The organism is Roseivirga sp. (assembly GCF_049099775.1).
Lineage (GTDB): Bacteria > Bacteroidota > Bacteroidia > Cytophagales > Cyclobacteriaceae > Roseivirga.
This window is the reverse complement of sequence record NZ_JAGDZM010000013.1, coordinates 13,411-35,337: the sequence shown is the minus strand read 5'-3', so window position 1 is coordinate 35,337 and position 21,927 is coordinate 13,411. Positions and strand designations below refer to the sequence as shown.

Annotated in this window: 21 protein-coding genes; 16 read left to right on the top strand and 5 right to left on the bottom strand. The window is 38.6% G+C overall.

The features are described 5' to 3' along the window. Positions 1–59: 59 nt before the first annotated feature. Entirely contained in the window at positions 60–1,355 is a 1,296-nt protein-coding gene (locus JXQ92_RS17320) for an anthranilate synthase component I family protein (protein WP_421987905.1), read from the top strand. Between the two features lie 72 nt (positions 1,356–1,427). On the opposite strand, the gene JXQ92_RS17315 is transcribed toward JXQ92_RS17320, so the two are convergent. Further along, positions 1,428–2,237: an FKBP-type peptidyl-prolyl cis-trans isomerase gene (locus JXQ92_RS17315; protein ID WP_421987904.1), complete on the bottom strand. Its 810-nt coding sequence runs from the start codon at positions 2,235–2,237 to the stop codon at positions 1,428–1,430. Between the two features lie 54 nt (positions 2,238–2,291). Continuing rightward, positions 2,292–2,978 carry a M50 family metallopeptidase gene (locus JXQ92_RS17310; RefSeq protein ID WP_421987903.1) on the bottom strand — a complete coding sequence of 229 codons (687 nt, stop codon included), beginning with the start codon at positions 2,976–2,978 and terminating at the stop codon, positions 2,292–2,294. A 104-nt stretch (positions 2,979–3,082) separates the two neighbouring features. On the opposite strand from JXQ92_RS17310, the gene JXQ92_RS17305 reads away from it, so the two are divergent. The 8 genes from JXQ92_RS17305 to groL all read left to right on the top strand — a co-directional run bounded on the left by JXQ92_RS17305 (position 3,083) and on the right by groL (position 10,145). Continuing rightward, on the top strand, positions 3,083–3,388 hold the full coding sequence (locus JXQ92_RS17305; RefSeq protein ID WP_421987902.1) for an NIPSNAP family protein: 306 nt from the start codon (positions 3,083–3,085) through the stop codon (positions 3,386–3,388). A gap of 107 nt (positions 3,389–3,495) precedes the next feature. After that, entirely contained in the window at positions 3,496–4,965 is a 1,470-nt protein-coding gene (miaB, locus tag JXQ92_RS17300; RefSeq protein WP_421987901.1) for a tRNA (N6-isopentenyl adenosine(37)-C2)-methylthiotransferase MiaB, read from the top strand. 11 nt (positions 4,966–4,976) lie between these two features. After that, on the top strand, positions 4,977–6,245 hold the full coding sequence (locus JXQ92_RS17295; RefSeq protein ID WP_421987900.1) for a sigma-54 interaction domain-containing protein: 1,269 nt from the start codon (positions 4,977–4,979) through the stop codon (positions 6,243–6,245). Then, the gene (lptE, locus tag JXQ92_RS17290; RefSeq protein WP_421987899.1) at positions 6,232–6,759 is read left to right on the top strand and encodes an LPS assembly lipoprotein LptE; all 528 of its coding nucleotides are present in this window, start codon (positions 6,232–6,234) and stop codon (positions 6,757–6,759) included. The genes JXQ92_RS17295 and lptE overlap by 14 nt, the downstream gene beginning before the upstream one ends. Before the next feature lie 36 nt (positions 6,760–6,795). Beyond that, complete coding sequence (locus JXQ92_RS17285; RefSeq protein WP_421987898.1) at positions 6,796–7,617, top strand: hypothetical protein; 822 nt, start codon at positions 6,796–6,798, stop codon at positions 7,615–7,617. A 1-nt stretch (position 7,618) separates the two neighbouring features. Further along, the gene (gene secG, locus JXQ92_RS17280) at positions 7,619–7,972 is read left to right on the top strand and encodes a preprotein translocase subunit SecG (RefSeq protein WP_421987897.1); all 354 of its coding nucleotides are present in this window, start codon (positions 7,619–7,621) and stop codon (positions 7,970–7,972) included. A gap of 220 nt (positions 7,973–8,192) precedes the next feature. Continuing rightward, positions 8,193–8,477: a co-chaperone GroES gene (locus JXQ92_RS17275; RefSeq protein ID WP_421987896.1), complete on the top strand. Its 285-nt coding sequence runs from the start codon at positions 8,193–8,195 to the stop codon at positions 8,475–8,477. A 30-nt stretch (positions 8,478–8,507) separates the two neighbouring features. Continuing rightward, positions 8,508–10,145 carry a chaperonin GroEL gene (gene groL, locus JXQ92_RS17270; RefSeq protein ID WP_421987895.1) on the top strand — a complete coding sequence of 546 codons (1,638 nt, stop codon included), beginning with the start codon at positions 8,508–8,510 and terminating at the stop codon, positions 10,143–10,145. An 87-nt stretch (positions 10,146–10,232) separates the two neighbouring features. Here the strand turns inward: groL and JXQ92_RS17265 are convergent, their stop codons facing one another. Further along, on the bottom strand, positions 10,233–10,826 hold the full coding sequence (locus tag JXQ92_RS17265; protein WP_421987894.1) for a helix-turn-helix domain-containing protein: 594 nt from the start codon (positions 10,824–10,826) through the stop codon (positions 10,233–10,235). A 292-nt stretch (positions 10,827–11,118) separates the two neighbouring features. Here JXQ92_RS17265 and JXQ92_RS17260 point away from each other — a divergent pair, with 292 nt between their 5' ends. The 3 genes from JXQ92_RS17260 (at position 11,119) to JXQ92_RS17250 (ending at position 14,375) form a co-directional block, all read left to right on the top strand. Beyond that, complete coding sequence (locus JXQ92_RS17260; RefSeq protein WP_421987893.1) at positions 11,119–12,117, top strand: hypothetical protein; 999 nt, start codon at positions 11,119–11,121, stop codon at positions 12,115–12,117. A gap of 32 nt (positions 12,118–12,149) precedes the next feature. Continuing rightward, a complete protein-coding gene (locus tag JXQ92_RS17255) occupies positions 12,150–12,548 on the top strand; it encodes a hypothetical protein (RefSeq protein WP_421987892.1) in 399 nt (132 codons plus the stop codon). A gap of 183 nt (positions 12,549–12,731) precedes the next feature. Continuing rightward, positions 12,732–14,375, top strand: a complete 1,644-nt coding sequence (locus JXQ92_RS17250) for an AMP-binding protein (protein WP_421987891.1) — start codon at positions 12,732–12,734, stop codon at positions 14,373–14,375. A gap of 5 nt (positions 14,376–14,380) precedes the next feature. Here JXQ92_RS17250 and JXQ92_RS17245 read toward each other — a convergent pair whose 3' ends face one another. Then, a complete protein-coding gene (locus JXQ92_RS17245; protein ID WP_421987890.1) occupies positions 14,381–14,992 on the bottom strand; it encodes a trimeric intracellular cation channel family protein in 612 nt (203 codons plus the stop codon). 230 nt (positions 14,993–15,222) lie between these two features. Here JXQ92_RS17245 and JXQ92_RS17240 point away from each other — a divergent pair, with 230 nt between their 5' ends. From JXQ92_RS17240 to JXQ92_RS17230, 3 genes are all read left to right on the top strand, one after another. Next, positions 15,223–15,846, top strand: a complete 624-nt coding sequence (locus JXQ92_RS17240; RefSeq protein ID WP_421987889.1) for a DUF4870 domain-containing protein — start codon at positions 15,223–15,225, stop codon at positions 15,844–15,846. 81 nt (positions 15,847–15,927) lie between these two features. After that, on the top strand, positions 15,928–17,187 hold the full coding sequence (locus JXQ92_RS17235) for an MFS transporter (protein ID WP_421987888.1): 1,260 nt from the start codon (positions 15,928–15,930) through the stop codon (positions 17,185–17,187). Positions 17,188–17,239: 52 nt separating this feature from the next. After that, a complete protein-coding gene (locus JXQ92_RS17230) occupies positions 17,240–17,827 on the top strand; it encodes a uracil-DNA glycosylase family protein (RefSeq protein ID WP_421987887.1) in 588 nt (195 codons plus the stop codon). A gap of 75 nt (positions 17,828–17,902) precedes the next feature. On the opposite strand, the gene JXQ92_RS17225 is transcribed toward JXQ92_RS17230, so the two are convergent. Then, positions 17,903–20,752 carry a M16 family metallopeptidase gene (locus tag JXQ92_RS17225; protein WP_421987886.1) on the bottom strand — a complete coding sequence of 950 codons (2,850 nt, stop codon included), beginning with the start codon at positions 20,750–20,752 and terminating at the stop codon, positions 17,903–17,905. 211 nt (positions 20,753–20,963) lie between these two features. Here JXQ92_RS17225 and JXQ92_RS17220 point away from each other — a divergent pair, with 211 nt between their 5' ends. Beyond that, a complete protein-coding gene (locus tag JXQ92_RS17220) occupies positions 20,964–21,908 on the top strand; it encodes a 3-oxoacyl-ACP synthase III family protein (protein WP_421987885.1) in 945 nt (314 codons plus the stop codon). The last annotated feature ends 19 nt before the right edge of the window (positions 21,909–21,927 follow it).

Here is a 21,927-nt window from a genome sequence, read left to right as displayed (position 1 = left end):
AAGGAACCTATCGGTTCCTTTTTTTATGCCGTCTTGAATAAGATATATTTGCACACTTAATGGAAGCGAATTTAATCATTGACAAAACTGAACTCAAGCTCGAAAATGCTTTGCATTGGGCTAATGAATACGAGTATTTCAGTTTTTTAAATGGCAACAACATCGCTTATCCGCATGGTGGCTTTCCTACCGTATTGGCCATAGGCGCTAAAAGAATTTTCACTTCAAGAAAAACCAACACATTCGACGAGCTTTTTGAATTTCACAAAGCAAATCCTTCATGGCTCTTTGGTTTTTTAGGATACGATTTAAAAAATGAGCTTGAACAACTTTCAAGCATAAAGCCGGCGCGAATCTCGTTTCCCGAAGCATGCTTTTTTGAACCCTTACACCTAATATACTTCCATAGTGATAAGGTCGAAATTGTATCAGATCATCCAAAGTCTGTATTTGAATCTATTCTGAACCGAATGGCCATTAAAAAGGAAAGCCATTTCGGACAGTCCATTGCCTCTACAAGCAAGCAAGAATATTTGGATACAGTTGAGAAGTTGCGAAACCATATTGAGGTGGGTGATATTTATGAAATCAATTACTGCCAAGAGCATTACGGCGAAATCCTCAGCGCAGACCCGGTTGAAGCTTATTTAAAGCTTAATAGCATTTCACCCAAACCATTTTCAGCATTTCAGAAGTATGCTAATCAATACCTACTCTGTGCTTCTCCCGAACGTTTCATAAAAAAGAGTTATAACACCATTGTTTCTCAACCTATAAAAGGAACTATAAAACGAGGGAAGACAGCTCAAGAAGATCAGCAACTAAAGCATCAATTGCGAAATGACGAAAAGGAATTGGCCGAAAACATGATGATCGTGGACCTTGTGCGAAACGACCTTTCGAGAACCTCAACCATAGGATCGGTTAAAGTGGAAGAGATTTTTGGGATCTATAGTTTTGAGCAAGTCCATCAGATGATCTCAACGATTTCTTCACAAAAGCACCCCGATAAAACCTGGATGGAAGTGATACAAAATGCGTTTCCAATGGGCAGCATGACAGGAGCACCAAAAATCAAAGTCATGGAGTTGATAGACAAGTATGAAAATGTACGTCGTGGGATGTTTTCAGGTGCCGCAGGTTTTATTAGTCCCTCTGGCGATTTCGATTTCAACGTGATTATTAGAAGCTTGTTTTTAGACTTAAAAAACATGCTTTACTCCTTTCAAGTGGGAGGTGCAATCACTTATGATTCTATTCCTGAAAAAGAATATGAGGAGTGCATGATTAAGGCATCGGCAATTATGCAATTACTAGAAACTATGAATGTTTCAACCTCCGAAATCACTCATTAACATCTACTAACCAATAAAAAACCCATGATGACTACACCATGGGTTTAAAATCTTTCAATAAACTAAGCCTGTTTATTTTAAGTTGTTCAGTTGCGCTAGGTAAGACTGGACAAATCCCATTCCAGTAGTATCACTGGCTACCTCTATTCCTTCTTCAAGGCAAGTAATAGCATCATTGATATCACCTAAATTCTGGTGGGCTTGTGCCTTAAGGTAGTAGCCTCTCAAATCTCCTACTTCTTCGAGTACATAATCCCAAAGTGCGATACCATCGTTGAACTCTCCAGTTCTGTATATCGTATTGCTCACCTTATACCACTCTTCCATTTCTAAGTAAAACTTCGAGGAATCGGCATTCAAAGTTTTATAGTGGGCTAACATACCTTCAATACCACTATCTTGATAAACAGGTAATAATTCTTCCGAAAGGAAAATTTTAGGGTCTTCCACTTCCAAGAAAGCTATATCGAAATGAAGTGTTGAATTAGCTGGAATAGGTCCATTAGGCTGATCTTTATAACCAAGCTCCGGTGGAACGATTATAGAAAGGCGATCACCTTGTTTCGCGTACATTACAGCTTCGTCGAAACCGTCGATTAAAGATGTTTTCTTCGCGAAGAATTTAAAAACATCTCCTCCTGGTTCACGAGTCGACCAAACGGTATCCGTGCCTACCATAAGATTAATGTGAGTGGTAACTCTTTTCAGAGAATCTACTTCAGGTCCGTCTCCACGTTCCAAATAAACGTACTTTACACCGCTTTCAAGAAAAGTAGTATCTGAAGATGAGCTAGAAGAACCCATGGAATCACAAGAATTTGTAAAGGATAAGCCTGCAATAATGAGACAAGCGAACAATGTGTTAACTGCTTTTTTAAACATAGTCTGATGAATGAATTGTTGGTCAAAGATAATCAAAGAATTAGACCTTACTAATTAGCTATTGGCCTTCCTATAGGCGTATTTCAATGTGTAGAAAATTGCTACTAAAGCCAAGACCAACCAAAACACCCCGATCGCAACAGCCGGCACTCCTATCATTTCAGAAATAGCATCAGCATCACTCCCAACACCCCTTCTATCAATAAGGTCATTCTTTATATCTAAGACTACATATAAGCAACTGATCAGACCAATAAACTTGAGAAAGTAGTCGTGAAATTTATTGGAAAGAAACCTGAACGAAAGCAGCATAAAAAGTGAAAAACCTATGGTAACAATTATACCGAACGTTTCTCCTGTTTTGATTACAAACCAGCTTAAGACTAGCAGTACCAAACCGATAGTGAGCGAGATGTATTTGTCTTTCTTAGTTCGAACTGCGGCTAAAATAATCATGAGTCCCCAAAAGAGACTGCCTAAATAGCCGGCGCTGGCGATCATTATTTGCGCAAAAAACGAGCTTGGTACGGTGTATTTACAATATCCTCCAATCCGATAATCAATTTGAATATTGACTATATCTCCACCAAAAACCTCCGCCATGATTCCATGACTCATTTCATGAAGCATTACCACAAATAACTTAATGGGATAAACCAAAGGTGTATTCCACATAAACATGGCCGCTAAAATAAGTAGCACTAGAATCAAGTGTTGTTTTTGGTTTTCCTTGAGCTTCATAAATTGATGCCTGAACATAAAGCCAAATCTAATTTTCTGCAAACGAGGTAAGAATCTTTATACTTGATTTGCCTTAATTGAACACTTAACGAATTAAATGAAATATGATTACCTGCTACGTTAGATACATTATCGATCCTTATAAAACCGATGAGTTCGAGGAATACGCGAAACAATGGATTCCATTAGTAAACAAATTTGGAGGTAACCATAACGGATACTTCTTACCCTCAGAAGGAGCGAATAATGTTGCATTGGCGCTTTTTACATTTCCTTCTTTAGCGGCCTATGAAAAATATAGGACTGATAGCATGAACGATGAAGCTTGCCAAGACGCTTACGCTTATGCCCTTAAAACCAAATGCATCATTAGCTATGAGCGGAACTTCATGAGGCCCGTTTTCGAATAAACTTGGTTCAAGAAATTCAAAAATAGCTTACTGAAAGACTGCCAATCTGTCACGTTTTAGCAGTAAATGCACTATATTTGCCCCTCGATTTTTGAGAAGATAGGTTCATGGAGAATATCATTCAGGATATAGACATTGTTGATAGAAATAGCGAAGACGCTTCCGAAACGGTAAAAACTACGGCTAACGAGAATACTGGCAAAACCAAAAAGCTATATATCGAAAGCTATGGTTGTCAAATGAATTTTGCCGACAGTGAGATTGTCTCTTCTATTATGAAAGACAATGGCTACGATACAACTGCAGATTTTGAAAGTGCCGATGTGGTTTTTCTAAATACGTGCTCAATACGCGAAAAAGCAGAGCAAACGGTGCGAAGACGCCTAAGTCAATTCAATAAAGTCAAGAAAAAGAAGCCTGAAATGACGATTGGGGTACTTGGTTGCATGGCGGAAAGGCTCAAAGAAAAGCTTCTTGATGAAGAGAAAATAGTCGATGTTGTAGTTGGGCCAGATGCTTATAGAGACTTACCAAAACTGGTAGAATCTGCTGAAGATGGTTTGAAAGCAGTAAACACATTCCTTTCTAGGGAAGAAACCTACGCCGATATCGCTCCGGTAAGGCTAAATTCAAATGGTGTTTCAGCATTCGTGTCCATTATGCGCGGTTGCGACAACATGTGTTCTTTCTGTGTAGTGCCTTTTACAAGAGGTAGAGAAAGAAGCAGAGACCCACACTCCATCGTAAACGAGGCACAAGACCTTTTCGACAAAGGTTATCGTGAAGTCACTTTACTAGGTCAAAACGTTGATTCCTATAAGTGGTCATCAGACGAAAACAATAAAGCTTGGCTCGAAAAGAAAGAAAAACAAGGTGAAGAAGTTCAGGTAATCAATTTTGCAAACCTATTAGAAATGGTGGCACAAGTATCTCCTGATTTAAGAGTTCGATTCTCCACTTCCCATCCGAAAGACATTACTAATGAGGTGCTCTATACCATGAAAAAGTATGAGAACATCTGCAAATACATCCATTTACCAGCTCAAAGTGGAAATTCAAGGGTGCTAGACCTGATGAATAGAACCTACACCCGTGAATGGTATATCAATAGAGTTGATGCCATTAGAGAAATTCTCGGTGAAACCTGTGGTATTTCATCAGACATGATTACGGGCTTTTGTTCAGAAACTGAAGAAGAGCATCAGGACACTTTAACGCTGATGGATTATGTAAAGTATGACTTCTCATACATGTTTTTCTATTCAGAAAGACCAGGCACATTAGCAGCCAAGAAATATGAAGATGATATTCCTCTTGAAGTAAAGAAACGAAGACTGCAAGAAGTCATCAATAAACAACAAGCCACTTCTTTAGAACGAAACAAACTGGATTTAGGTCAAATTCAGAAGGTACTAATAGAAGGTACTTCTAAGCGATCAGAAGATCAACTACAAGGAAGAAACTCAGCCAATAAAGTCGTTATTTTTCCAAAAGGCGAACACAAAAAAGGTGATTATGTAAACGTGCTGATTGAAGATTGCACCACAGCAACGCTATTTGGTAGCGCAGTATCTTAAAAGACAACGATTTGAATAACAACGAATTACTCAGTATAAAACAACGCTTTGGAATAATTGGCACAAGTCAAAAATTAAACCATGCCATTCAAGTAGCGGCTCAAGTTGCCCCTACTGACATGACTGTACTTATTACAGGAGAAAGTGGTAGTGGTAAGGAATCTTTTTCCAAAATCATTCACCAGTTGAGTCCAAGAAAACATGGGAAATTCATCGCCATAAACTGTGGCGCTATACCAGAAGGTACTATCGACTCTGAATTGTTTGGCCATGAAAAAGGATCGTTTACAGGTGCCTATGAAGCACGAAAGGGTTATTTCGAAGGTACGAACGGCGGTACAATTTTCCTGGATGAAATCGGTGAAATGCCCGTGCAAACACAGGCACGCCTTCTCAGGGTCTTAGAAAATGGGGAATTCATAAAAGTAGGCTCCTCAAAAGTGCTCAAAACAGATGTGCGAGTAGTTGCGGCTACAAATGTAAATCTATCAGAAGCCGTAGAGCGTGGTAAATTTAGGGAAGACCTTTATTACAGACTAAGCACCGTACCTATTTTCGTTCCACCACTTAGAGAAAGAGGTCAAGACATTGATTTATTGTTTAGGAAATTTTCTTCAGATTTTGCTGAAAAGTATAGAGTAGAGAGCATTAAACTAGATGATCCAGCTAAAGAGATTTTGCTACGTTATCGTTTTCCAGGAAATATTAGGCAACTAAAAAACCTCGTAGAGCAGATTTCTGCCTTGGAAATGGACAGAATAATTAGTGCTGATACACTTACAAAATATTTACCACAGAACAACACTAGCCTTCCAGCCCTTTACAAAGGAGGTCAGTCTGAAAATTCTGAGAACTTAAGTGAAAGAGACTTGTTGTATAAAGTCCTTTTCGATATGAAGAAAGACATGAATGATTTGAAAAAATTAGTTCATGATATGGCAGAAACAGGGTCTATCGATAAAAGCGCGATTAGTGATAACCCTAACCTATTCAGAAACCTTGATGATGAGCAATTATTAAGTAAAGAAACACCTGCAGGAGACTTCAGTGAACCCATTTATATTCAACCAGCAGCCACTGAAGCGGATGATTACAATTACGACAATGTACATGATATTGTGCACGAAGAAGACGAATCCCTTTCAATAGAAGAGAAAGAAAAAGAACTGATTATTAAGGCATTAAGAAAAAATAACAATAAAAGGAAATACGCGGCACAAGATTTGGGGATATCGGAACGTACACTTTATAGAAAGATTAAGCAGTATGAAATCGACTAAGCTGAACAGCCTTCTTGCCTTACTTTTACTTGTCACCAGTTGTGGCATTTATTCGCTTGATGGAGCTTCAATTGATTACACGCAAACGAAGACACTCTCCATCTCAAACTTTATTAATGAATCTGGAGGCGGACCACCAAACTTAAGCAATACGTTTACTGAAGGCTTAAAAGACTATTTTCAAAGAAGGACTAAATTAGAGCTCGTTCAGCGACAAGGAGACTTGCAATTTGAAGGTGAAATTGCCAATTATACGGTAAGGCCACAGGCAATTAGCTCTTCAGGAAGTAGCACACAGGCAGATGGTACCGGTTTAATGCGTTTGACCATCAGTGTACAGTTACTTTTTACTAATACAAAAGACGAAAACGCGAACTTACAGCAATCATTCGCTTTCTTTGCAGATTATGATCCCTCTTCGACTACCTTAAATGCAGTTGAAGATGATCTTGTAGAAGAAATTTTTGAGCAATTATACTTCGATATTTTTCAAGCCTCTGTTGCCCAGTGGTAATTTAACTCATAATTTAGTCGCACTTAATTTTAAATAGTGGATCGAGAACGCTTTAGCACCTTATTATTAGACCCATCCCAAGTCACCGATAATGACATAAGGGCGCTAAATGAATACCGTAAGAAGTACCCCTATTTTCAAAGCTTGTACGTAGTCATCGCCAAGGCGCTAAAAGACCGTGAGCACCCAAAAACAGATGCATTCATAAAAAAGGCAGCGATCTATTCCGCAAATCGCTCTCATTTAAAAACAATCATAGAAGGTGAATATGTCTTTCCTGAAAAAAGACAAGAACCTGAAGTTCCCGTCGTTGAAGATTCGGTTAAAGAAGAAAAACCGATTGAGAAGTTGAAAAAAACAGACACAAGGCCAAAAGTAGAAGAGAAAAAAGAAGAGCTTGCTAACGTAAAGCCAGAAATTGAGGGGGAAAAGCTAGTTTCAGCACCAGAAAGCAAAGAAAGTGATAGTGACCTTGATGAAATAAGAGCGACAAAAAGAAGAATTGAAGCCTTATTATCAGGTGTACCTTTCGAAGAAGAAAAACCTCAAGAACATAAGCCCGTCACTATTTCTAAGGCAACTGCAAATCAAGTCGAGATCATTGAAAAATTCATAAAAAACGAGCCTCAACTGGACAGACAGAAGATTAGAGACAATGAAAGCTTCAAGAGTCAAGAGGATTTAGCCAGCAAAGTAATCAAAGGTGTAGATCATTTTGAGACCGAAACTTTGGCCAAATTGATGATTAAGCAAGGGAAGTCTAAAAGAGCGATTAATATTTATGAAAACCTTCGTTTGAAGTTTCCTGAAAAAAGCGCTTACTTTGCAGCCCAAATTGAGGAGATAAAGTCTAAATAGAATGTTTCAGTTATTCATAATACTCGCGATCATAGTAGCAGTTCTACTAGTTTTGGTCGTTTTAATGCAAAATTCCAAAGGTGGAGGTTTATCAAGCCAATTCGGCGGTGGTGGCGCTCAGCAAATCATAGGCGTTAAGAAAACCGGTGATTTACTCGAAAAAACTACTTGGGTATTCGTAATTGTTCTAATTGTTTTAAGTCTTGCGTCTAGCATGGCTTTAAAAGATGGAAACAAAGCACAGTCTAATCCAAACATTGACGCCGCACAACAGTCTTTACCAACTCCGGTTCCTGCCATAGCAGACACTACCCAAACAAGTATTGCACCTTTACCGGCAGATACTACGAAATAAGTAGTAATAAAAAGCTTTAGTGGAAAGCCTTCTGAATTAACAGAAGGCTTTTTTATTGCCTTTTGCTGACAGTTTTACGGTTCTTTTCTGAAGAAAAGACACAAACTGACAGACAGACATATAGAATTACTGACAAAAATTCCTGAATTCCGATTGGCACGTAAACTGTAAGCTTGTCAATTATATTTTGATAAATCAAAACCTTAAATCATAAGTAAAAATGTCAAAAGTAAACATTACTCCATTAGCTGACAGAGTTTTAGTAGAACCTGCAGCTGCTGAAGAAAAAACTGCCTCTGGTATTATCATTCCTGACACTGCAAAAGAAAAGCCTCAAAGAGGAATTATTGTAGCTGCTGGAAACGGCAAAAAAGACGAACCGATGACCGTTAAAGTTGGCGATACTGTATTATACGGTAAGTACGCTGGTACTGAACTATCTGTAGAAGGAAGTGACTACTTAATCATGAAAGAGTCTGACCTTTTCGCAATCATCAATTCTTAATTTTTAATCAAAATTTAAAACGATAAAGAAATGGCTAAAGAATTATTCTTTAACAATGACGCCAGAGATCAACTGAAAAAAGGCGTTGATACATTAGCTGATGCTGTAAAAGTAACCCTAGGCCCTAAGGGTAGAAACGTAATCATCGACAAAAAATTCGGTGCCCCTACCGTAACTAAAGATGGTGTTTCTGTAGCAAAAGAAATTGAGCTTTCTGAGCCAATCGAAAATATGGGTGCACAACTAGTAAAAGAAGTAGCTTCTAAAACTGCTGACGATGCTGGTGATGGTACTACTACTGCAACTGTTTTAGCGCAAGCTATCTATGGTGCTGGAATCAAAAACGTAGCAGCTGGTGCTAACCCAATGGATCTTAAAAGAGGAATTGACAAAGCTGTAACTGCTGTTGTCAATGACCTTAAAGGCCAATCAAAACCAATCAAAGACTCTAAAGAAATAGAGCAAGTAGGAACTATCTCTGCTAACAATGACGCTGAAATCGGTAAAATGATTTCTGATGCTATGGATAAAGTAGGTAAAGATGGTGTGATTACTGTTGAAGAAGCTAGAGGTACTGAAACTGAAGTAAAAACTGTAGAAGGTATGCAGTTCGACAGAGGTTACCTTTCTCCGTACTTTGTGACAAACACAGAGAAAATGGAAGTAGAAATGGAAAACCCTTACATCCTTATCTACGACAAGAAAATCTCTTCAATGAAAGAATTACTTCCTGTACTTGAGCCAGTGGCACAGAGTGGTAAAGGATTAGTAATTATTGCTGAAGACGTTGATGGCGAAGCACTCGCTACGCTAGTGGTAAACAAAATCAGAGGTTCTTTAAAAATTGCTGCTGTAAAAGCTCCAGGTTTCGGAGACAGAAGAAAAGCAATGCTTGAAGATATCGCTGTATTAACTGGTGGAACTGTAATTTCTGAAGAAAGAGGTTACAAACTAGAAAACGCTACTATCGAGTACCTAGGTACTGCTGATAAAGTGAACATCGACAAAGACAATACAACTGTAGTGAACGGTGCCGGAGATGCTGCAAACATCGAAGCAAGAGTTAAGGAAATCCAAACTCAAATCGAGAACACTACTTCTGATTACGATAAAGAAAAACTTCAAGAGCGTTTAGCTAAGCTTTCTGGTGGTGTTGCTATCCTTTACATAGGTGCTGCAACTGAAGTAGAAATGAAAGAGAAGAAAGACAGGGTAGACGATGCATTGCACGCTACTAGAGCTGCTGTTCAAGAAGGTGTTGTTGCAGGTGGAGGTGTTGCTTTAATTAGAGCAAGTGCTGCGCTAGACAATGTTGAAGTTTCTAACGAAGACGAAGCTACTGGTGTAAACATCATTAGAATCGCTGTAGAAGCTCCACTAAGAACAATCGTAGGCAATGCCGGTGGCGAAGGTTCTGTAGTTGTAAATGAAGTAAAAGGTGGAAAAGCCGATTACGGATACAACGCTAGAGAAGACAAGTACGAAAACATGATCACTGCTGGTGTTATTGACCCAACTAAAGTGACTCGTTTAGCACTAGAAAACGCTGCTTCTATTGCATCTCTCCTATTAACAACTGAATGTGTTGTAGCTGAAGAGGCTGAAGAAGGTGGTGCTGGAATGCCAATGCCTCCAATGGGCGGTGGTGGAATGCCAGGCATGATGTAAGAATCGTTTAGGTACAAAACCTAAAGTGGAAATAATAAAAAAGGCCTGAATTTACATTCAGGCCTTTTTTTTGATACGCTGAACTTCTCAAAGGAACATAATCACTGCTGAAAGAAATAGTATAATAGCTATATCTATGATTTCCCTTGATTTTCTAGATGTAGTCAAAAAAAGTGGCGTCTCCGATAAGTATTGACCCCTAAAAACCTTATTAATAAACCTTCGGCTTACACCAGGCCCCAAACTCTTTTCTCCTACAAATCCTAAAAGCAGGATTACGGCAACAAAAGAAATCATAAATTTTATCCAAATCGCAAAGTTTAAGCTGCTGTTCACATTCAATTGAAGGTTGACCTTATACAGTTTTAAGGTTATAGTGATTAATGCAAAAAGAAGTGCAAAATAAAAACTGGCTACTTTCTTTGGGGCGCTAACGAAATTCAATCCCGTATTAGAAGACCCTAAAGATACGTCTGTGTCACCACCCAATAAATCATTCACCTCTACATTAAACGATTTAGCTAAAAGTTTAATCGAACCAATATCTACCTTATGCCCTCTCTCGATTCTTTGTATAGTTCTTGTACTTAAGCCACTCGACTCCGCTAGCTCTTCCTGAGACCAGTGACGAGCTAACCTCAAATTTTTAAGTTGTTTTAAATCCCAAGTGTTTCTTCCCATATCATAAACGTTAATTGTACTGGGTTAAAATTAATATCAGAGTGTTTAAAATCTATCGCCTAGCACACGACAGTAACCCGACAGTTTTAAGACGGGTCTAATTTAGAATATTATTAGAGCAAATGTCAATGTTAAAAGCTAGGTGTAGCATACAGATGAAGATCTTAAATACACAATTTCTCTGATCATTCTCAACCGTTTTTAAGGTTAAGTTATTGTTAACTCGATACTAAAAAGTAGTTTAATATGTTTCCTTATATAAATTGCAATGTTGTTGCATAAACATTCAACTATGAAACAAGTATTTGGATTACTCATAATCCTCCTATTCTCGTCATCCTGTACCGCCCTTTTTAACTCGCGGAATAGTAGTGTCGAATTCAAAAGCAATGAATCAGCCAGATACATAGTTCAGGGCGACACCATTGAGGCAGGTGCGAACGACGCCATTTTAGTTCCTGTTAAAAATGGTAGAGAACCATTAAAAGTAAAAGTTACTAGTCTGGATGATGAAAAGGACCTTACTATTTCATCTTTCAAACCAGCCTACTACTGGGCAAACATACTTTCTTATGGTGCAGGTTTTATAGTTGACGAAATAGTAAAAAAGCAATTCACTTACCCAAATAAAGTTTATGTAGACTTTACGAACCCTAATAATACTTATCAAGCCTACTTCCCTATTGAGCCCGAATTGTTAGAAAGGACAAATATTATATCAATATCACCGCTAACCTTGATCGGCGGAGTAAATCCGGGCATAGAATTAAGTTACCAAAGACTGATAAAGGATAAATTCGCTGTTCAGGTATTGATCAATAAATTTATAGATAAGGACAATGAATTCTCACGGTCACCGGAAGGCTTCAGACTTCAACTCGAAGGCAAACAATACTTCCGAAATCAACAAAAAACGCGATTTTACTCTAGTATTAACCTCTCTTACTTAAGGAAAAACCATGAAGTAATTTTTGATGTTGAAGTAGATACAGATGACAATAACTCTTTCGATGAAAATTTCTTTACGCAACAACTTGAAGTAGAAAAAAGGTTTATTTCACTTACCCCTCGCATTGGGTTCGAGCACTATCTTTCTAAAAGACTTGTCTTGGACGCTTTTTTCGGCATTGGAGTTCGCTATAGAGATATTACAGTACCCAATCTCGACCCAAATTTGCGTATTGTAGATGATAGTTGGCTATGGTTTGGTTCTTCCAATTCCTTAAATCGTCCTAGCTCTGGCCTCACATTTAATTTTGACATGAATTTCAAAATAGGTTGGGTTTTTTAACCTAGCTATTATTTAATTAAAATGATACGTCCATGAAAAATCTATTACCCTTCGCATTACTAGTCCTAATTTTCACAAGTTGTGACCCAATTTCCGATATAGAAGCCAATATTGAAAATTTGACTTCTGAAACGCTTACCATAGACTTCGTGTCTTCCGACAACAGTTTTTTGAATAAAACTTTACAGTTAGCCCCAAATGAAATAAAACTCTTTCAAGAGGGTTCCGATATTGGTAGCACGTACCTAGAGCCATCAATCGATGAGTACGATTCTGTCGTCATTAAAAATCAGGCAGAAGATATACTCAGGGTTTTCAAAGCAGAAGACGCTGGAAAAAACTTTTACAAAATCGATGATTGGATTTCGAGTGAACCACGCAAAAGGTTTTTTAAATACGAATACCAAATAGAGAACGAAGATATTCAATGAAAATGCTTACCAAGACAGGCTTAGACAAATCATCTAAGCCTTTCATTTTGCAACACTAATTTTAAGGCTTTCAAAGCCGCTCGGTTATAAGCGAACATCGTTATTGGTTACATTCTTTAGTTAGCGGTACGGAGCATATTAACTTTTTCCTTATCTTTCTACTAGCCAAATTCAATTCTAGTAATGCCAAAATTTAATACTCCACTGGAGGCATTTGCCCATTGGGTAAATACCACGCCCAATAAAACATTCTTAAGACAGCCGCTAAACAGAGTTTTTAAGGAATATACATTCAAGCAAGCCGACGAGGAAATACGCATTGTTGCCAATGCACTAAAAGACATGGGCTTTAAAAAAGGTGATCACATTGCCTTATTATCTAAAAATTGTGCCCATTGGATTATGTCTGATCTGGCCATTATGATGGCTGAATGCATATCAGTCCCAATTTACCCTTCAATAGGTGCAGAATCAATCCATGAGATTCTGGTGCACAGTGAGTCGAAAGCAATCATTGTTGGTAAACTCGATGACTACGACCAACAAAAAGCGGGTATTCCAGATATACCTATCATCGGCGTAGCTCTCTATGATGTTCACGAGCGATTTAGCTGGGAAGATTTAGTAAAAAGCAACCCTCCTATGGAAGGAAGCCCTACGCAAAACCATGAAGAGCTCATGACCATAATGTATACTTCTGGTACTACAGGTAATCCTAAAGGAGTTATGCATAGCGTTGGCGCTTTTAATCAGTTGATCAATACCGCGGTTGAAGCTATTCCAATGCGCGACCAACCTAAATACTTCTCTTATCTGCCGATGACGCACATCGCAGAGAGAGCTGGCATTGAAATGTCAGCTATTTACCGTGGTGCTAGCGTAAGTTTCCCAGAGTCGCTGGATACCTTCGGAGAAGACTTGGCTTCAGTACAACCCGATACCTTCTTTGGCGTTCCTAGAATTTGGCAGAAATTTCAAGAGAAGCTCCTAGAAAAAATGCCTCAGAAAAAGCTAGACAGGCTTATTGGCTTACCGATTATTGGTGGCATAGTAAAAAAGAAAATCCGTCAAAAATTAGGTCTATCGGCTTCAGTTGCCAACTTTTCAGGCGCCGCTCCTATCGCTATTAGCCTCCAAAAGTGGTTTCAGAAACTCGACATTGAAATATGTCAGGCCTATGGTATGACAGAAGATTGTATTCTCTCACATTTCAACCTACCCAACGCCAATAAGTTCGGCACCGTAGGCAGACCACTTCCAGGTGTAACTTCTAAATTATCCGAAGAAGGTGAAATCCTAATTCATAGTAATTGCCTGATGAAAGGTTATTATAAGGAAAAAGAGAAAACCGCTGAGATGTTCTCGGATGATGGCTTTTTACGTACCGGTGACATCGGTGAATTTGATCACGATGGTTTCCTCTCCATTACCGGAAGAATTAAAGATCAGTTTAAAACGGATAAAGGAAAATACATTAGCCCTGCACCAATTGAGTTAGAAATACTTAAGAACACGGATATAGATCAAATTTGCGTTGTTGGAACCGGCATTCCTCAACCAATAGCTTTAGTTGTATTATCAGAGTTAGGAAAAGCTAAATCAGACGAAGAATTAAAAAAATCTATCTCTGAAACCATTGAAGGTCTCAATCCATCACTCGAAAAATATGAAAGAATAGCAAAGAGTGTGATTATGAAAGAAGACTGGTCGGTCGATAACGGTTTATTAACACCAACATTGAAGGTGAAAAGAAACAGAGTTGAAGCAATCCATACTAGTATGTATGCGGAATGGTTTGATGCTAAGGAAGCTGTATTCCGAGAGTAAATTCTCTATTTGATTGAGGGTAGTGACAGGTTTTTGACTACAACAAAAATCCTGACAGTAATGATGAAGGCGATCGTGATAATCATCTGTAGTTCTGGTGATAAGCCCATAGTATCTAACAGTAGATAAAGCCCGCCTCCTGCCAGGCAGACGGTAGCATATATCTCTTTTCTGAAAATTAGTGGTATTTCATTTACCAAAGTATCTCGCAATACACCACCGAAAACAGCGGATATGGTACCCATAATGAGCGCCACTACTGGTGAAAGACCCACTGCCAGTGTTTTCTGAATACCGAGTATGGTAAACAACCCTATTCCAATAGAATCGAATAGAAACATTGTCTTGCGCAATCGTTCAAAGCCTTTCTTGAAGAACATCCCCGCTAGTATACCTGCGCCAATTACAATTAAGTAATTAACATCTTGAAGCCAACCAACTGGTCGGCTTCCGATGAGTAAGTCTCTGATTGTACCACCACCGATTGCTGTGACCAATGCGATAACAGAAGCGCCAAAAAAATCTAAATTTTTCTTAGAAGCCAATAACCACCCACTTACAGCAAACACAAATGTTCCTGCAAGATCGACACCATATATTAAGTTCAATTCACTCATCGAATTGCGAAGGTAATATTTTGGACGAAATTGAAAGACATATCTGTGTCATTCGATTACTACAATTTAAAATGCTATAACGAACAAAAGAAAACAATAGTAAAAACAGGCTTTAAGACACCCTAAAGCCATTTTGACATAAATGTCGTAACAAAGTCATAAGTATGCCGCAACCAATAAAGCGTTGGTCACTGAACTTTATTCCAAGAATTAGATTAAACTAAACAGACATGAGTAAAGATTCATTAATGCAAAAAATTACGGAACTCAGAAAACGGAAAGGATATTCTCAAGAGTTACTCGCGGAGAATTCTGGATTAAACCTTCGAACTATTCAACGTATTGAAAAAGGAGAAACCATTCCCAGAGGAGATACCCTGAGAAAACTGGCCTTAGCTTTCGATGTATCACCTGAAGAGTTTTCGGATTGGACTTATGAAGAGAACAATGGCTATCTGATAAGTCTCAATATTTCAGCACTGGCAGGCCTTATTTTTCCAGTCTTGGGTATACTGATACCGATGATCTTCTGGTTTCAGAAAAAAGATAAAATACAAGGAGTAAAAGATTTAGGAAGACGTGTTTTAAACTTTCAATTTACCCTAACACTCCTTTTATTTTTATGCTTTATAGCTCAGGTAGTCATGATGACTTATGCTTTTGACAGTATTCAAGACAGTGGAAATGTGAGTCCCAACTTAGTGGCAGGTGGAATAAAAGATGGACTCAGGTTCTTTCTTCTTATGTATCTCACATTGAACATCGGCAATATTGTTATGATTTTATTTAATACGCACCGGATCAATAAGGGTAAAAAAGTCATCTACCCTTACATCCCATTTATAAAAGCCTAAATTGATTAGGCTTTGAAACGAAAAACCAATTTTACCTAATAAATGAACACCCAAAAACAGCCTACTTTAACTCCTGTCCTAATGGTCAACTTCATTGGGACATTGGGTTATAGCATCATCCTACCTTTCCTCGTTTTCTTGGTTAATGATTTTGGCGGAAATGAATTCATTTATGGTCTAGTTGGTGCGGTATACCCTGCCTTTCAGTTTTTTGGCGCTCCCTTGATGGGCAAATGGTCTGATACGTACGGTAGAAAACGGATTCTGTTTTTGAGTCAATTAGGAACACTCATCGCGTGGTTCATTTTTATGATTGCACTATTTGCACCTAAAACTATTTTAGCCCAATATGAAGCTTCAGCCCTCGGTAGTTTTACGCTGACCATTCCTTTATTGATATTGGTTTTTGCAAGAGCAATGGATGGAATTACAGGTGGAAATGTATCTGTGGCCAATGCCTATTTATCTGACGTTTCTACAGAAGAAACCCGGAAAACGAATTTTGGTAAAATGGCCATGTCTTCCAGTTTGGGTTTTATTCTCGGCCCTTCCATTGCTGGCGTATTAGGGTCTACTAAATACGAAGAAGTTTTACCCGTTGGTGCCGCTATTCTGATTTCAATGGTCGCACTTTATGTGATTTGGTTTAGGCTTCCAGAAACGAAAGCGAACCTGGTAAAGCCATCGTTGAAACAATTTAAGCTTAGAAAGCTATTCGCAACAGAGCAAAAGGATTGCTATGAAGTAGATGACTGTCCAGATAAAGGACTAAAATCTGTTTTAAAGGTGAAAAACATCCCTTTTATGCTGGTCATTTATTTTCTAACCTTTCTTGGGTTCAGCTTCTTCTATGTATCTTTTCCAATGCATGCCTTAAACACATTAGAATGGACAGCTTTCGAACTGGGGATTTTCTTTTCTATCATGAGTGGATTAATGATTTTAGTGCAAGGACCTGTACTCAGTTTAGTCTCTAAAAAAACATCTGAAGAAACGCTGATTTCTATCGGAAGCATTTTACTAGTGATTAACTTTTTACTGATAGGTTCAACGAATATTTTCATCACGTACCTTTCTTTAATCTTCTTTGCCTTCGGAAATGGACTAATGTGGCCCTCTTTTCTTTCATTAGTTGCAAAATATGCCGGTAGTGAACAACAAGGAGCTGTACAGGGCGTCGCTAATAGTGCGGGGAGTTTAGCCAGTATATTCGGACTTATTCTGGGAGGCTGGCTCTATGGAGCAGTTGGCAATATCACATTCTACATAGCAGCAACCTTACTGCTCATTATTTTCATGCTCTCCTTCAGGCTTTTTAAGTTAAAAAAAGCAAAAGTTTAATGGAAGAAACCGAACTATTCGGAAATCATATTCCTTATAACGATTATACGCCATGGGAAGACCATTCCAAACCATCTTAGAAGAAATTAAAGCATGCCAGATTTGTGCTGACAAACTAGCACATGCCCCGAATCCCGTAGTTTCGGTAAGTGAAAAGTCTAAAATTCTAGTCATAGGTCAAGCACCGGGCACCAAAGTTCATAACTCAGGCATTCCATGGGATGATGCATCAGGAAAAAACTTAAGAAACTGGCTAGGCGTAACAGATAAGGAATTTTACAATACTGATTATTTTGGCATAGTACCGATGGGATTCTGCTATCCTGGTAAAGGAAAATCAGGAGATCTTCCTCCTCGCCCAGAATGTGCCCCCCAATGGCACAAGCAGGTCTTCGATCACCTAGAAGGAGTTGAACTTACAATTCTTATTGGCCTTTATGCTCAGCAATACTACTTGGGAGATAAAAAAGAGAAAACACTCACAGAAACAGTTGCTAAGTTCGACACCTACTTACCAGAATTCCTACCGCTTGTGCATCCCTCGCCTAGAAATGGGATCTGGATGCGGAAAAACCCTTGGTTTGTAGAACAAGTTGTGCCTGAACTACAACGCATAGTCAAAAAAGTAATGGCTAAATAAGCCGACTTACTTTCATTTATTGTACAAAAAAAGCTCCATCCTCAAGAATGGAGCTCTTTATTGAAATACTATTAATTACTTATCTATAGTAAGTTTTTGCTTGTCCTTATTCACCACAATCGGTTTACCAAGGCCCAAATTATTCAACCTATTAAGTTGTGTTTTACCATCACCCACAACAACATAAATCAACTCGTCCGGATTCATGTATTCACCAATAAGTCGCTTTGCTTCATTAACGTCCATTGACTTCAGTGTTGCTTCATCTTTCTGAACATAATCCAATGGTAGGTTGTAAGTCGAAATGTTTTGAAGAATTCCTACCAAACTACCCAGCGTCTCATAAGATTGTGTATTGCTTCTCAAAATAGATGCTTTAGTGGCTTCCATATCCTCTTCCGAGAATTCATTGCCATAATTATCAAGAATCTCTTTGAATAACTTTACAGACTCTTTTGTAACGTTAGACCTAACGCTAGATGCTGCAGTAAAAGTAGTCCCGTTCAATTGCCTACCGTAATTAGAATAAGCACCATAGGTATAGCCTTTCTCCAGTCTCAATTTTCTAAAAAGAATTGAACCTGAACCAGCACCTAAACGATAGTTGGCCATAGTTGCTGCTGCATAGTCTTTGTTATCACCCTCCATGCTCACTCTCCCAATATTCAAAACAGATTGTTTCGCTTCAGGGTAATCTACAAAATAAATTCTTGAACCTTCATCACGAGTCTTAATCTCGTATTTAGGAAAATCTACTGATTTAGCCTCCCAGTCTGAGAACATATCTAAAGAACTAACAACAGCTTCTTTATCTAGAGCACCAACAAAGTGGAAAGAGGCTATTGAAGGCGAGAAATTACTTTCATAATAAGCTTTTAAATCATCTAGCGTGATATTCGCTACAGAAGCTGCATTACCAGAAACTGGATTAGCGAAGATGTGATCCTTGCCATAAAGTACTTCATTGAACACACGAGAAGCTATCGCATTCGGATTAGCGTCGCTTTGCTGGATAGAATTTAAGGCAGAACTCTTAATTCTCTCGAATTCCGCTGCATCCCATCTTGGCTCCATAATAACCTCTTTTACTAGCGCTAAAACCTTTTCATAATTCTTAGCTAAACTGTTACCAGAAATAGTCAGGTATTCTCTAGATGTGAATACGTTCACATTGGCTCCTAACTGACCGATGGCCTCTTCAAGCTCACTTGGCGTTCTATTAGCCGTACCTTCCATTAACATATTGTCTAGCAATGCTGATGTGCCAACCTTAGCTGGATCGTCAAGGAACATGCCTCCTTTTATCCGGATGCTAAACTGTGCCATAGGTAATTCATCTTGATAGATGTGGTAAACTTGCATGCCATTGGCCAACTCATCTTTTGCAATTGATGGAGGAGTGAAACTCAATTCCCCATTTAATGGAGGCGCTTCACTTCTATCAATTTTCGAGGCCGTTTTTTCAAATTTAACATCCTTTTCGTATTGATCGAGATTACTTTCCGCGCCTTGAACAATAGCCTCTTCTACTACTGATGCCTTTTCTGAACCTTCTAATACAAGTTCTTTTTGACCTACAGGCACAAAGCTAGTCGCAAGAAAATTCTGACCTTTGATATACTTGTTATAAACACGCATAATATCAGCCTCTGTCAGTTTCATTGAATTGGCCAAATCTTCCTTAAAATAACCAGGATCGCCAATAAAGGTGTTATAGTCGGCCATTTGGAAAGCTTTGTTAAACACGCTCGACGCACCGTTATAAAGGTTAGTTTCTAAACCTATTTTAAGTCTATTCAAATCAGATTCAGAAACCCCATCGTTTTCAAATTTTTCAAATGCCTCCATAAAGGCAGCCTTCAAATCATTTAAATTAACGCCATCAAAAGCCCGAGCCGATAAGTTAAAAGTACCTGCTATTTCATTAGAACTATTGTAGGTTGAAACCCTTGGGGCTAATTTCTTTTCTTCAACAACCACCTTATAGAGTGGTGAATTTTTACCGTCAGTTAGAATTTGACCTAGTAAATCAAGCGCCCACATATCAGGGTGAAATCGCTCGACAGTTGGCCATATCATGTGAAGATCTGGCAGGTTGGCAAATTTATCTTCATGATAAAGGAGCTTACTCGATTCCAATACCGCTGGCATGGCGCTAATTGTTTCAACTTCAGCTCTTGGCTCTAATTCACCGAAATACTTTTCAACATAAGCCTTGGCTTGTGCTTCGTCGATATCTCCAGCGATCACAAGTGTCGCATTATTAACGCCGTACCATTTTTCGTAGAATTCCTTTACGTCAGCAATTGTGGCGTTTTCTAAATCTTCCAAACTACCAATAACGTCCCAACTATAAGGATGACCTTCAGGGTAAAGGTTCGTTAACTGAACATACTCTTTATGCCCATAAGGTCTGTTATCAACCCCCTGGCGTTTTTCATTTTTTACAACTTGCTTTTCATTTTCCAATCCCCATTCAGAAACCGTATTAATAAAAAAGCCCATTCTATCTGATTCCATCCAAAGCACTTTCTCTAACGCATCGCTAGGTACAGTTTCAAAATAAACCGTCCCATCAGTCCATGTACCACCATTAAACGAACCACCAAGGTCGTTCATAGTCTTTATGAAATTCCCTGCACCTACATTTTCAGAATTTTGGAAAAGCATGTGTTCAAAGAAGTGAGCAAATCCAGTTTTACCCGGTTTCTCTCTATTTGAACCTACATGATATAGTACACTTACTGCCACCATTGGGTCAGAGCTATCTTTATGCAGCACTACCTCAAGTCCATTATCGAGCGTATACTTTTCAAAGTCAATTGAAAACTCTTCGTCTGACTTTTCGCCTGCTTGATCACAGGCAAAAACTGTAAAAAATAGGGCAAGTATAAGCATGAGCCCTCTCTTGAATGAATATTTCATATTTATAATTTTAGTTCAATGCCCGACGCCAACTATCAGCGAAACGCATTTCTGGTATTGATGAAATTAACGAAAAAGCGCCTAAAAATCATGGATTTGAGGGGTTTTGAAGCTTTCATAAAGATATTTCGAGTTCTAAGAGTGAGAATTAATGAAATCGGACTAGTTTTGGCCATTCTTTTGCAGATCTTTTTGACCTTAGAAGTATTACATGTACATCAACCAAGCATCGAATTATCTTCCCTCTGAAATCATAGACAATAGCTACTTCTTGGACAAGAATGGCATGGATGAAGCCACCATTCTACGTAAATCCGGGATTAAAACTAGAGTCAGAGCGGGTAAAGACGAAAACACTAACACTATGGCACTTGATGCCGTAGAAGCTGGCATAAAAGACCTCCCCTACGACATTAAGGATGTTGACCTCATTATTGGCGCAACATACTCTCCATATGATACAGTAGGTACATTGGCTCATGTGGTTCAACAAAAGTATAACATCGATAAAGCGATCGTTTTCTCAATTTCTTCTGCCTGTAGCTCGTTTCTAAATGCCATGGAAATAGTAGAAGGTTACTTTGCCACTGGTAAAGCCACTAGAGCCTTGGTGGTTAATGCAGAACATAATTGGGCTTTTGTAAATGAAGATGACCCAGTTTCGGCACACCTTTGGGGAGATGGTGCATCTGCCATTTTTGTATCCAAAGAGAGAATAACGACTTCTGATCATGAAGTTTTATCTATCAACACCGAGGGACACGCGCATATTGGCAGAGGACCTGGGGGTGTTTCACTAAAACCTTTAAATGGCGGTATTGAAATGCCCGATGGCCGTGATGTATTCTACAATGCCATTACATTCATGTCAGAAAAGACACAAAACATACTCACCGATAATAACTTTAAAGTTAATGAGCTTGATTATCTGATTCCTCACCAAGCCAATATTAGAATCATCAATGTTATTGCTGAAACCTTAAAATTCCCATTAGAAAAAGTGGTGATCAACATGGTGGAACTTGGAAATACGGGTGCTGCAAGCTCTTCGATAGGTTATTCTCAGATCTTTAGAGAAATGAAAAAGGATGAAACTGCTGTCATAACAGTTTTTGGTGGTGGCTACTCTAGTGGTGCCATGTTAATAAGAGCTTAAACCAATATAGAAAGCATAA